10 protein-coding genes are annotated in these 12,757 nt (G+C 73.9%); 9 read left to right on the top strand and 1 reads right to left on the bottom strand.

The window, feature by feature from the left end; translation table 11 throughout:
* Window positions 1-126 precede the first annotated feature (126 nt).
* The 8 genes from AB0D67_RS24640 to AB0D67_RS24605 are packed head-to-tail and all read left to right on the top strand — an operon-like array spanning window position 127 to window position 10,206.
* Window positions 127-1,305: an inositol-3-phosphate synthase gene (locus AB0D67_RS24640; RefSeq protein WP_362940153.1), complete on the top strand. Its 1,179-nt coding sequence runs from the start codon at window positions 127-129 to the stop codon at window positions 1,303-1,305.
* Between the two features lie 59 nt (window positions 1,306-1,364).
* Window positions 1,365-2,228 carry an SCO3242 family prenyltransferase gene (locus AB0D67_RS24635; RefSeq protein WP_362940150.1) on the top strand — a complete coding sequence of 288 codons (864 nt, stop codon included), beginning with the start codon at window positions 1,365-1,367 and terminating at the stop codon, window positions 2,226-2,228.
* Window positions 2,225-3,265: a sugar phosphate isomerase/epimerase family protein gene (locus tag AB0D67_RS24630; protein ID WP_362940147.1), complete on the top strand. Its 1,041-nt coding sequence runs from the start codon at window positions 2,225-2,227 to the stop codon at window positions 3,263-3,265. The genes AB0D67_RS24635 and AB0D67_RS24630 overlap by 4 nt, the downstream gene beginning before the upstream one ends.
* Window positions 3,265-3,981, top strand: coding sequence for an EboA domain-containing protein (locus AB0D67_RS24625; RefSeq protein ID WP_362940144.1), 717 nt, complete (start codon window positions 3,265-3,267; stop codon window positions 3,979-3,981). The genes AB0D67_RS24630 and AB0D67_RS24625 overlap by 1 nt, the downstream gene beginning before the upstream one ends.
* Window positions 3,981-4,832 carry a TatD family hydrolase gene (locus tag AB0D67_RS24620; RefSeq protein WP_362940142.1) on the top strand — a complete coding sequence of 284 codons (852 nt, stop codon included), beginning with the start codon at window positions 3,981-3,983 and terminating at the stop codon, window positions 4,830-4,832. The genes AB0D67_RS24625 and AB0D67_RS24620 overlap by 1 nt, the downstream gene beginning before the upstream one ends.
* The gene (gene eboE / locus AB0D67_RS24615; RefSeq protein WP_362940140.1) at window positions 4,832-5,953 is read left to right on the top strand and encodes a metabolite traffic protein EboE; all 1,122 of its coding nucleotides are present in this window, start codon (window positions 4,832-4,834) and stop codon (window positions 5,951-5,953) included. Before AB0D67_RS24620 ends, eboE begins: the two co-directional genes overlap by 1 nt.
* Complete coding sequence (locus tag AB0D67_RS24610) at window positions 5,950-7,323, top strand: nucleotide pyrophosphatase/phosphodiesterase family protein (protein ID WP_362940137.1); 1,374 nt, start codon at window positions 5,950-5,952, stop codon at window positions 7,321-7,323. Before eboE ends, AB0D67_RS24610 begins: the two co-directional genes overlap by 4 nt.
* Before the next feature lie 33 nt (window positions 7,324-7,356).
* Window positions 7,357-10,206 (top strand): glycoside hydrolase N-terminal domain-containing protein, encoded by a 2,850-nt coding sequence (locus AB0D67_RS24605; protein ID WP_362940134.1) that lies wholly within the window; start codon window positions 7,357-7,359, stop codon window positions 10,204-10,206.
* Window positions 10,207-10,322: 116 nt separating this feature from the next.
* Here AB0D67_RS24605 and AB0D67_RS24600 read toward each other — a convergent pair whose 3' ends face one another.
* A complete protein-coding gene (locus AB0D67_RS24600) occupies window positions 10,323-11,060 on the bottom strand; it encodes an FCD domain-containing protein (protein ID WP_362940131.1) in 738 nt (245 codons plus the stop codon).
* Between the two features lie 328 nt (window positions 11,061-11,388).
* On the opposite strand from AB0D67_RS24600, the gene AB0D67_RS24595 reads away from it, so the two are divergent.
* The gene (locus tag AB0D67_RS24595; protein WP_362940128.1) at window positions 11,389-12,756 is read left to right on the top strand and encodes an extracellular solute-binding protein; all 1,368 of its coding nucleotides are present in this window, start codon (window positions 11,389-11,391) and stop codon (window positions 12,754-12,756) included.
* Window position 12,757: the final 1 nt, after the last annotated feature.

The following is a 12,757-nucleotide window of genomic DNA, read 5'->3' as shown; positions in this document are numbered from 1 at the left end:
ACCGCGCGGCTCCGCCGGGGCGGGTCACCGCCCCGGCGGACACGTTCCAGAACACGAACACAGACGCGAGGAGGATCGGACGATGAGGACCGATCACGTTGTCCACACGGCTCCCGGGAGCCTCGGATGACCACGGGAGTATGGCTGGTCGGCTGCCGCGGCTCGGTCGCGGTGACCGCCATCGTGGGGGCACTGGCCATCCGGGCCGGGCTGGCCGACCGGACCGGCTGCGTCACCGAACTGCCCCTGTTCGCCGGAGTCCCTTTGCCGGCCCTGGCCGACCTGACCTTCGGCGGGCACGACGTCGCCGCCGTGTCGCTGGTGAAGAAGGCTCAGGCGCTGGCCGACGAGGGCGTCCTCCCGGGCGGGCCGGTGCGGGCGCTGGAGGAGGAGCTGGCCGCGGTCGACCGGGACGTGCTGCCGCTGCCCTCGGCGCGCGACCAGGCCGAGACGGCGGCGCTGATGGCGAGCGACCTCGCGGCGTTCCGGAAACGCCACGGCCTGCGGCGGGTCGTCGTCGTCAACGTCGCGACGACCGAGCCGGCGCCCGCGCCGCATCCCGCGCACGCCCGCCTGGACCTCCTGGAGGAGGCGCTGCGGGGGTCGCGGCCGGACGACGGCGCGGTGCTGCCGCCCAGCTCGCTGGCGGCCTACGCCGCCTTCCTCGCGGGCTGCCCGTTCGTCGACTTCACCCCCTCCACCGGGGCCCGGCTGCCCGCGCTCGACCGGATGGCCGTACGGCGGGGCGTGCCCTACGCCGGGCACGACGGCAAGACCGGGGAGACCCTGGTGAAGTCGATGCTGGCCCCCATGTTCGCGATGCGGAACCTGCGGGTGCGGACCTGGTCGGGGATCAACCTGCTCGGCGGCGGCGACGGCGCGAACCTGGCGCAGCCCGGCCCGAACGCCGCGAAGGCCGCGAGCAAGGGGAAGGTGCTGCGGGAGACGCTCGGGTACGTCCCCCAGGGCGAGGTCCGCATCGACTACCTGGAGGACGCCGGCGACTTCAAGACGGCCTGGGACCTGGTGACGTTCGAGGGTTTCCTGGGGCGGCGCATGCGCCTGGACTTCACCTGGCACGGATGCGACTCGGCACTGGCCGCGCCCCTCGTGCTCGACCTGGCCCGGCTGACCGCCGCCGCGCACGAGCACGGCCGTTCCGGCCCGCTGACCGAACTGGCCTTCTTCTTCAAGGATCCGCTCGAACCGGCCCCGCACGCCCTGGCCGACCAGTGGAACCTGCTGTGCGGCTTCGCCGGCGGCCTGCGCCCCGGATCCGGGCCGGACTCCGGAGGGCCGCGGTGAGCGGCGTGACCCACGGAACCTCCGGGGCCCACGGGGCCCGCCGGGCCCGCGGAGCTCGGATGGGACGGATCGCGATGCGGGACCTCGTCGAGCTGGTGCGGATGCCGGCGGCGCTGTCGGTGCCCGGCGACGTGGTGGCCGGCGCGGCCGCCGCCGGTGTGCTGGGCCGCCGCACGGCCGGGCTGGCCTGCGCGTCGGTCTGCCTGTACTGGGCCGGCATGGCCGCCAACGACTGGGCCGACCGCCACGTGGACGCCGTCGAGCGCCCCGGGCGGGCGATCCCGTCCGGCCGCGTCTCCCCCGGCGCGGCGCTGGCCGTCGCCGCCGGCCTCACCGCCGGGGGCGTGTCGGCGGCGGCGCTGGCCGCGGGGCCGCGGGCGGGCGCGCTCGCGGCGGCCCTGGCGGGGGCGGTGTGGACCTACGACCTCGCGGCCAAGGACACCCCGGCGGGCCCGGCGGTGATGGCGCTGTGCCGGGTGCTCGACGTGCTGCTCGGCGCCGCTCCCGGCGGGCGCGCGGGCGGGGCGTTCTCCGCGGCCATGCCCGCCGCCCTGGTGGTGGGCGCTCACACCTACCTGCTCACCCTGCTGTCCCGGCGCGAGGTCTCGGGATCCGGACCGCACCTGCCCGCCGGGACGCTGGCCGCCACGCTCGCCCTGGCCTCGGCCGTCGGCCGCCGCCGGGGGTGGACGCAGAACGCGCTCGCCGCCTGGTACGCCGCGCGCTTCGGCCTCGCCCAGGCCCGCGCCGCCGCCGACCCCTCCGCGCCGAACATCCGGGCGGCCGTCGGCAGCGGGATCACCACGCTGCCCGCGCTGCAGGGCGCGCTCACCGCGCACGCCGGCGCGGAGGGCGCCGGGCTGGCCGTGGCGGCGGCCGCGCCGCTGGCCGGGATCCTCGCCACGAAGGTGTCCCCGACATGACCGGCGTGGACACCAACGGGGCGACCGGAACGACCGCGTCGGACACCGCCGGGACGACCGGAACGTCCGGAACGACCGCGTCGGGCGCCACCGGGACGGGCGGGGCCGCGGCGGCGGTAGGACTGCGGTTCGGGTACGGCACCAACGGGTTCGCCGACCACCGGCTCGGCGACGCGCTGGAGGTCATCGCCGGCCTCGGCTACCACGGTGTGGCGCTGACCCTCGACCACGACCACCTGGACCCCTACGCGCCCGGGGCGGCGCGGCGGGTCGCGGCCGCCGCCGACCGGCTGCGCGACCTCGGGCTCGGCGTCGTCGTCGAGACCGGCGCGCGCTACCTGCTCGACCCCTGGCGCAAGCACTCCCCCACCCTGCTGCACGACGACGGTCACCGGCGGCTGGACCTCCTGCGGCGCGCCGCCGCCGTCGCCGCCGACCTCGGTGCCGAGGCCCTCTCGCTGTGGGCCGGGGTGCGGCCCGCCTCCGTCCCCGCGGACCTGGCCTGGCGGCGGCTCGTGGACGGCTGCGCGCACCTGCTGAGCACGGCGACCGTACCGCTCGGTTTCGAGCCGGAACCCGGGATGCTGGTCGCGACGATCGCGGACTGGCGGAGGCTGCGCGACGCGCTCGGCCGCCCCCCGGGCTTCGGGCTGACCCTCGACATCGGGCACTGCCGCTGCCTGGAGCCGGACCCCGTACCGGACTGCGTGGAGTCCGTCGCCGGGCACCTGGTGAACGTCCAGATCGACGACATGCGCCGGGGCGTGCACGAGCACCTGGAGTTCGGCGACGGCGAGATCGACTTCCCGCCGGTCCTGGCCGCCCTCGCCTCCTGCGGCTACACCGGGCTGGTCTCGGTCGAGCTGCCCCGGCACTCGCACGCGGCGCCGCAGGTCGCCGCCCGCTCGATCGAGTTCCTCCGTACGGCGGAGCGCGCCGCGACGGGCGCGGGGCGGAGGACGGGGAAGACGGCCGCGAGGCCGCGGACCGGGGAGGCGGCCGTGCCGGAACACGCCGCCGCGGAAAGGAGCCGGTGATGGACGCCCGGGAACTGCGGGCCGTACTCGGCCGGGAATGGGTGACGGACGCGTGCGCGGAGATCGGGCGGCGGCCGGAGACGATCGGGCGGCACTTCGCGTCCGCCGGGCGCCGCGCGGGCCGGACGCCGCTCGCCGGGGCGCCCGGCTGGCGGGCCGACGAGGCGGCCCGCGCCGTGCTGCTCGCGGCGCTGCCGCCGCGGGAACTGGCCGCGCACCTCCCCGTCCTGTACGCCGAGGGGACCGCCGAGGAGAAGCTGGCCGTGCTCAGGGCGCTGCCGCTGCTCCCGGCCGGGGTGCGGGCCGCGCCGCTCCTGCGGGACGCGATCCGCACCAACGACTCCCGGCTGCTGGCCGCCGCGCTCGGCCCGGCCGCCGGGGTCCTGGACCAGGCGGAGTGGCGGCAGGCCGTGCTCAAGTGCGTGTTCACCGGGGTGCCGCTCGCCGCCGTCCACGACCTGGACGGACGGGCCGACGGGGAGCTGGCCGCGATGCTCGCCGGGCTCGCCGCCGAACGCGCCGCCGCCGGCCGCGCCATGCCCCCCGACGCCTCCGCCCTGCTCGGCCGCCTCAACGGCCGCCTCAACGGCCGTCTCACCGGCCGTCTCACCGGACAGTCCCCGGGGCGGCCCGGCCAGGGGGCGGACCACCCGACCCGGCGGCCGGTCCGGCCCGGCGGGGCGGCAGATCACCCGACCCGGCAGCAGGAGGCCTGATGCGGATCTTCGACCCGCACATCCATATGACGTCGCGCACCACGGACGACTACCGCGCGATGGCGGCGGCGGGCGTCCGCGCCGTCGTCGAGCCCGCCTTCTGGCTGGGCCAGCCGCGTACCAACCCCGGCTCGTTCACCGACTACTTCGACTCGCTGCTCGGCTGGGAGCCGTACCGGGCCGGGCTGTTCGGCATCCGCCACCACGCCACGATCGCGCTGAACCCGAAGGAGGCCAACGACCCGCGCTGCCGTCCGGTGCTGGACCTGCTCCCCCGCTACCTCGACAAGGACGGCGTCGTCGCCGTCGGCGAGATCGGGTACGACTCGATGACGCCCGAGGAGGACGAGGCGTTCGCCCGCCAGCTCGACCTCGCGATCGAGCACGGCCTGCCGGCGCTGGTGCACACCCCGCACCGGGACAAGGCCGGCGGCACCCGGCGGACGCTCGAGGTGGTGGCCGCCTCGGGCATCCCGCCGGAGCGGGTCCTCGTCGACCACCTCAACGAGCTCACCGTCGGCCCCGTCCGGGAGTCCGGCTGCTGGATGGGGTTCTCCATCTACCCCGACACGAAGATGTCGCCGCCGCGGATGGTGGAGATCCTGCGCCGGCACGGGCTGGAGCGGATGCTGGTGAACTCCGCGGCCGACTGGGGCGACTCCGACCCGCTGCTCACGCTGGAGACCGCGCGGGCCATGCTCGACGCCGGCTTCGACGCCGACGACGTGGACCGGGTGATGTGGCGCAACCCCGTGGAGTTCTTCGGGCAGTCCGGGCGGCTCGACCTGTCCGAGGCCGAGCCGGCGAAGCCGGCGTTCCAGGGCAGCTCCATCCTGCGCGGGGGGAGCTGATGCGGCTGCGCGACGCGGCCGGGCGGGTCCTGCACCTCGGCTACTGCACGAACGTCCACCCCGCCGAGGACCTCGGCGGGATCATCGGACAGCTCGACGAGTTCGCCGTGCCGGTCCGCGAACGCCTGGACGCGCCCGTGCTCGGCCTCGGCCTGTGGCTGGCCGCGCCCGTGGCGGCCGGGCTGGCGGCCGACCGGGCGAGCCGCCTGCGGCTGCGCCGCGAACTGGACCTCCGGGGCATGGAGGTCGTGACGCTCAACGGCTTCCCCTACCGCTCGTTCCAGGACCCGGTCGTCAAGCACGCCGTCTACCACCCCGACTGGACCGCCCCGGAGCGGCTGGCGTACACCCTCGACCTGGCCCGCGTCCTGGCCGACCTGCTGCCGGACGACGCGGCGCGCGGCTCGATCTCGACGCTGCCGCTCGCCTGGCGCGAGCCGTGGGACACCGCCATGGCCGGGCGGGCCGCCCGGAGCCTCGACAGACTCGCCCGCGGCCTGGCGAACATCGAGGAGACCACCGGGCGCTTCATCAGGGTCGGGTTCGAGCCGGAGCCGGGCTGCGTCGTCGAGACGACCGCGCAGGCCGCCGCCCACCTGGCCGGCGTGGACACCGACCGGCTCGGGGTCTGCCTCGACCTGGCGCACCTGGCCTGCGCGTGGGAGCGGCCCGCCGACGCGCTGCGCACCCTGCGGGAGGCCGGCCTGCCGGTGGTGAAGGTCCAGCTGGCGGCCGCCCTGGAGACGGCCGAGCCCGCGGCGCTGCGGGAGTACGCCGAGCCGCGCTTCCTGCACCAGGCCCGCAACCCCGGCGGCGGGGCCGCCGACGACCTCGGCGAGGCGCTGGCGGACGGTCTCCCCGCGCCCTGGCGCGTGCACTACCACGTGCCGCTGCACATGCGGCCGGAGCCGCCGCTGACGTCGACCGTCGGCGTGCTGCGCGAGGCCCTGGCCGAACTGGTCGGCCGGGGGGCGTGCGACCACTACGACGTCGAGACCTACACGTGGGGCGTGCTGCCGCCGTCGCACCGGCCCGGCACCTCCGCCGGGCTGGCCGACGGCATCGCCGCCGAGCTGGCCTTCGCCCGCGACGAGCTATGCCTCCTGGGAGCACGCACATGACCTCGCAACTCGTCCTCGACGTGGTCGGGCTGACGCCCCGCCTGCTGGAGTCCATGCCCCGGCTGCGTGCCGTGGCCGCCACCGGCTTCCAGGCCCGGCTCGACCCCGTCCTGCCCGCCGTCACCTGCCCCGTCCAGTCGACGTTCCTGACCGGTCTGCCGCCCGCCGGGCACGGCGTGGTGGGCAACGGGTGGTACTTCCGCGACCTCGGCGAGGTGCTGCTGTGGCGCCAGCACAACGCGCTCGTCCAGGGCGAGAAGATCTGGGAGACCGCGCGCCGGGACAGGCCCGGCTTCACGGTGGCCAATATCTGCTGGTGGTACGCGATGGGCGCCGACGTCGACTGGACCGTCACCCCGCGGCCGATCTACTACGCGGACGGCCGCAAGGAGCCGGACTGCTACACCTACCCGCCCGGACTCCACGACGAGCTGACCGCGCGCCTGGGCCCGTTCCCGCTGTTCACCTACTGGGGCCCCGGGGCGGGCATCGCCTCCTCGGCGTGGATCTGCGAGGCCACCCGGCACGTCATGACGACCCGCGACCCCGACCTGACCCTCGCCTACGTCCCGCACCTCGACTACGACCTCCAGCGGTACGGGTCGTCGGACCCCCGCTCGGCCGCGGCCGCCGCGGAGCTGGACCGGGTGATGGCGCCGCTGCTGGAGACCGCCCTCGGCCGGGGGACGACGGTGACCGTGCTGTCGGAGTACGGCATCACCGACGTGTCCCGCCCGGTGGACGTCAACCGGCTGCTGCGCGCCGAGGGCCTGCTCCACGTGTACGACCAGGACGGGATGGAGTATCTGGACCCGTGGACCTCCCGGGCCTTCGCCGTCGCCGACCACCAGACGGCCCACGTCTACGTGCGGGACCCGTCCGATGTTCCGGCCGTGGCGAAGCTCTGCGCCGCCCTGCCCGGCGTGGCCGAGGTCCTCGACGAGGAGGGCAAGGCGGCCTGCGGCCTCGATCACCCCCGCTCGGGCGAGCTGGTGCTGCTCGCCGACCCGGACGCCTGGTTCACCTACTACTACTGGCTCGACGACGACCGGGCCCCCGACTTCGCCCGGCTGGTGGAGATCCACCGTAAGCCCGGCTACGACCCGGCCGAGCTGCTCTTCGACCCGGCCGACCCGGGGCGGGCCAAGCGGAGGGCGGCCGTCGCCCTCCTCAGGAAGAAGACCGGCATGCGGTACCTCATGAACGTCGTCGGCCTCGACGCCGGCGCCCGGGCCGTCAGGGGCTCCCACGGCCTGCTCCCCCGCGACCCGCGGGACGCGCCGGTGCTGCTGTGCTCCGACCCGTCCGCCGCCCGCGACCGGATCGCCGCGACCGAGGTGAAGGACCATCTGCTCGGCCGTACCCCGTGACCCCGCACCCCTTTCCAAGCTGGGAGAAGTGAGATGTCCGAGTTATCGCGAAGGAAGCTGCTGTGGTACGGCGCGGCCGGGGCCGGAGCCGCGATGCTGCCGTTCCAGTGGACGGCGACCGCGCGGGCCGCGTCGGCGGCTCCCCCGGAGGTCCGCGCCGCGAACGACCTGGCGCTGTGGTACGACGGAAGCGCCGGCACCGACTGGCTGCGCGCCCTCCCGATCGGCAACGGCCGCCTGGGCGCCATGGTGTTCGGCAACGTCGACACCGAGCGGCTGCAGCTCAACGAGGACACCGTCTGGGCCGGCGGGCCGTACGACCAGAGCAACACCAGGGGCGCGGCGGCGCTGGGGCAGATCCGGCAGCTGGTCTTCCAGAACCAGTGGAGCCAGGCCCAGAGCCTGATCGACCAGAACATGCTCGGCAGCCCCGCGGGCCAGCTCGCCTACCAGACCGTCGGCAACCTGCGGCTCGCCTTCGGCGGCACGAGCGGCGTCTCGGAGTACAACCGCCTCCTGGACCTGACCACGGCCACCACGGCGGTGTCGTACCTGCAGAACGGCGTGCGGTACCGGCGCGAGGTGCTCGCGAGCGCGCCGGACCAGGTGATCGCCATCCGCCTGACCGCCGACAGGCCCGGCTCCATCACGTTCAGCGCGACGTTCGACAGCCCCCAGCGGACGACGCGTTCCAGCCCGGACGGCCGGACGGCGGCGCTCGACGGCGTCTCGGGCGACTTCGAGGGCAAGACCGGCTCGGTCAGGTTCCTGGCGCTGGCCAGGGCCGTCGCCGACGGCGGCACCGTCACCAGCTCCGGAGGGACGCTCCGGGTGTCCGGCGCCGACAGCGTGACGGTGCTGGTCTCCATCGGGTCCAGCTACGTGGACTACCGGAACGTCGGCGGCGACTACCAGGGCATCGCGCGACGGCACCTCGACGCCGCCACCGGCAGGACCTACGACGACCTGCGCGGCCGGCACGTCACCGACCACCAGCGGCTGTTCGGCCGCACGACCCTCGACCTCGGCCGCACCGCCGCGGCCGACCAGCCGACCGACGTGCGGATCGCGCGGCACGCGAACACCGACGACCCGCAGCTGTCGGCGCTGCTGTTCCAGTACGGCCGGTACCTGCTGATCTCGTCCTCGCGTCCGGGCACCCAGCCCGCCAACCTGCAGGGCATCTGGAACGACTCCCTGACCCCGTCGTGGGATTCGAAGTACACCATCAACGCCAACCTGCCGATGAACTACTGGCCCGCCGACACCACGAACCTGGCGGAGTGCTACGAGCCGGTGTTCAAGATGATCGACGATCTCACGGTGACCGGCGCCCGCACGGCGCGGGTGCAGTACAACGCCGGCGGCTGGGTGACCCACCACAACACCGACGCCTGGCGGGCCACCTCCGTCGTCGACGGCGCGCTGTGGGGCATGTGGCAGACCGGCGGCGCGTGGCTGGCCACCATGATCTGGGACCACTACCTGTTCACCGGCGACGCCGGGTTCCTCCAGAAGTACTACCCGGCGATGAAGGGCGCCGCGCAGTTCTTCCTCGACACGCTCGTGGAGGAACCGAGCCTCAAGTACCTGGTGACGAACCCGTCGAGCTCCCCGGAGCTGCCCCACCACTCGGGTGCCAGCGTGTGCGCCGGCCCGACGATGGACAACCAGATCCTGCGCGACCTGTTCAACGGCTGCGCCCAGGCGAGCCAGGTCCTCGGCGTCGACGCCGACTTCCGGACCCGGGTGCTGGCCGCCCGGGACCGGCTGCCGCCGATGAAGGTCGGCTCGCGCGGCAACATCCAGGAGTGGCTGTACGACTGGGTCGAGACCGAGCAGAACCACCGGCACATCTCCCACCTGTACGGCCTGCACCCCAGCAACCAGATCACCAGGCGCGGCACCCCCTCGCTGTACAACGCCGCGCGGCGCACCCTCGAACTGCGCGGCGACGACGGGACCGGCTGGTCGCTAGCCTGGAAGATCAACTACTGGGCGCGGATGGAGGAGGGCAACCGGGCGCACACCCTGATCCGCCTCCTGGTGACGACGGCCCGGCTCGCGCCGAACATGTTCGACCTGCACCCGCCGTTCCAGATCGACGGCAACTTCGGCGCCACCTCCGGCGTCGCGGAGATGCTGCTGCAGAGCCACAACGGCGAACTGCACGTGCTGCCGGCGCTGCCCACGGCCTGGCCGGGCGGGAAGGTGCAGGGGCTCCGGGGCCGCGGCGGCTACACCGTGGGCGCGACGTGGAGCTCCGGCGGAGCCACCGAGATCCTCGTCGCGTTCGACCGGGACGGCACGGTCAACGTGCGCAACCGGATGTTCACCGGGACCTACGAGGTGGTCGACGCCGCGACCGGAGGCGCCGTCACCGTCACCAAGCCCGAGACGGACGTCATCAGGCTGACCGGCCAGGCCGGCCGCACCTACCGCGTGACCGGGTCCGCCGGCCCGGCGCCGTCGGCCTACGTGCGGATCGCCAACGTCACCACCGGTCTGGTGCTGGACGGCGGGGGCAACGTCGCGTCGGGGTCGAATCTCAAGCAGTGGAACCAGGACGGCAGCGCGAACCTGCAGTGGCAGCTGGTGGATCTGGGCGGCGGGTGGTTCCGGATCGTCAACCGTACCAACGGTCTGGTGGCCGACAGCTGGGGCAACGCGGCCAACGGCGCGGTGTGCCGGCAGGGGACCTGGAACGGCGGGAACAACCAGCAGTGGAAGCTCACCGGCCTGGGCAACGGCCGCTACCAGATCGTCAACCGCGGCACCGGCACCGCCCTGGACGGCATGGGCAACGCCACCGCCGGATCCACCGTCGGCATGTGGGCCCCCAACAACAGCACCAACAACCAGTGGACCGTCACCGACGTGTGACGGCCCGCCCGCGCCCCGGCGGGCCGGGGCGCGGGCCGGGGGCCACCCGCCGGATCGCCCGCGGCGCCACCCGCGGGTCCGCAGGGTCGGCAGGGGCCGCAGGGTCCGCCGCGGGGTCACTCGGAGGAGAAGAGACGTTGCTGGATCTCCCTGCGGTAGTCGTCGAGGGTGTTGTCGACATGCGCGGCGGCGGCGCAGGCGGCCGCCTCGGGATCACCGGCGCGGATGGCCCGGCAGATGGCCTCGTGCTCCTCGACCGCCTTGGCCGCGTGCCCGCCCATCGAGCCGCGCATCCCGATGATGGTGGACTGCCCCTGCAACCGGCGGGCCTCACGCACCGCGATCTGCAGGAACACGTTGTGCGAGGCCGCGGCGACAGCGGTGTGGAAGGCGTCGTCGCCGTCGTTGAACAGCTCCGCCCGCCCGGTCTCCAGCCCCTGGCGGCACATCCCGGCCGCCTCCTCGATCGCCCGCAGCTCCACCGGCGTGGCGCGGTGGGCGGCCAGCCGGCTCGTCTCCATCTCCTGCGCCCGGCGGAACTCGAACAGCATGTAGACGTGGTCGAGGTCGGCCGGCAGGAAGAACGACGCCCACCGCCCCGTGCCGAGCATCCCCTCACCGTCGGCCACGTACAGGCCGCGGCCCTTCTGCGCCCGCACCCGGCCCAGCGCCGACAGGATCTTCACCGCCTCGCGCACCACGGTACGGCTGGTGCCCAGCTGCGCGGCCAGCTCGTTCTCGGTCGGCATCCGGTCCCCCGGACGCAGGTCCAGCCGGACGATCAGCTCCAGCACCTGCTCCGCGGCCACCTCGTAACCCGGCCGGTATCCGCTCTCACGCGGGGCGTCGGTCACCGTGTTCCCTCTCTCGCGATCCCAGTAAGAAGTATGGCCCCGCAGGCCGCGCCGCTCCCAGGCGGTTCGAGACGTATGACGAGGACAGGCCCGGTCCGGGCACGGCGGCGGCCGGGGCGGGGGGCTCCGGTGACCGTCGGCGCCGCCGTGGTGACCGGTTGTCGACACGACGTCATACGAGCCACGCCCCGGGAGCGGCTCCGCCCCGGCTGCGGACCCGGAATCCGTCCCGGCCGCGGCGAAGACCCTTGCGCACGTAATACGTATGCCATATTTTCTTCCCCAATCCCCCCCGTCGCCAGGTAGCGACAGAACAAAGGACTCCAGCATGTCCCGTTTCACACGCGCCGGACGAGCGGGCCCATGGGTGCGCGCGATCAGCGGCGCGGGAGCATCGGCCATCGCCCTCATCCTGGCCGGTTGCGCCGCCGACGGCGGAACCTCGGCGGGCTCCTACGGCTTCCCGCAGGCCGAGCAGGACGACAAGGCCCCGATCACCGTCTGGGTGGACTCCGACCGGGTGGGCGCGGCCGACGCCTTCAAGAAGGCCAACCCCGGTGTGAAGATCGACGTCGTCACGTACGACGGTTCGGCGAACGGCTCCAACTCGTTCCGGACGAAGGTCCAGCTCTTCGACCGGGCGGGCAAGGGCTGGCCCGACGTGGTGTTCTCGACGCAGAACAACGACGCGGCGTGGGCGAGCCGGAAGAGCAACGGCAAGCAGGCGTTCGCGGCCGTGCTGAACGGCGGGCTCGTCCCGGACAAGACGCTCGGCTCCTTCACCCAGGGCTCGCTGACCCCGTGCACCGTCGAGGGCAAGGTCCACTGCCTGCGCAACGACCTCGCCCAGGCGGTGCTCTGGTACGACAAGAGCCTGCTCGACGAGTTCGGCTACTCCGTACCCACCACCTGGGAGGAGTACCAGGCGCTCGGTGAGAAGGCCGCCAAGGAGCACCCCGGCTACATCGTGGGCACCACCGGGGACCCCTGGACCCCGGAGGTCTACTTCTGGGGCAGCAAGTGCCAGGCCAACGGCATCACCGGCCCCGCCTCGGTGACGGTCGCCACCGGCACCACGGAGTGCAGGCGGGCCGCGTCGATGCTCGACGTCCTGATCAGGAACGGCACCACGCCCAACGTGAGCGTCTTCACCCCCGAGTTCGTGAAGAAGTACTCCGGCAAGGTGCTCGTGATGCCGGGCCCGGCGTGGTACGCGGGCGCCATCTTCAACAACCCGCAGTCGCTCGACGTCCCGGCCGGCCGGCTCGGCGTCGGCGCGCCGCCGGCGTGGCAGGGCGACGGCGCCGTGACCGGCAACGTCGGCGGCGGCACCTGGTTCGTCAGCAGCCATTCCAAGAACCTCAAGGCGGCCGCGAAGTTCGTCGAGTTCGTCACGACGGCCGACGACTACCAGGTGAACGTCGCACCCGGATACCCGGCCTACGCCCCCGCCGCGGACAAGTGGGTCAAGAAGCAGGAGTCGAGCGGCTACTACGCCACCGACCTGCAGGCGCTGATCAAGGCGGGATCGCAGATCTGGAGCGGATGGGGCTCCGGGATCTTCAGCCAGGAGGCGATCTGGGCCAAGACGGTCACCCCCGCCATCGCCGAGGGCAGGAGCCTGGTCGATCTGCTCCCCGAGTGGGAGACCGCGATCAAGAACCAGGCCCAGGTCAACGGCTACACGGTCAAGTGAC

It is taken from the genome of Streptosporangium sp. NPDC048047 (genome assembly GCF_040653115.1).
Taxonomy (GTDB): domain Bacteria; phylum Actinomycetota; class Actinomycetes; order Streptosporangiales; family Streptosporangiaceae; genus Streptosporangium.
Note: the sequence above shows the minus strand (reverse complement) of the source record. Positions and strands in the feature narration are given on the sequence as shown.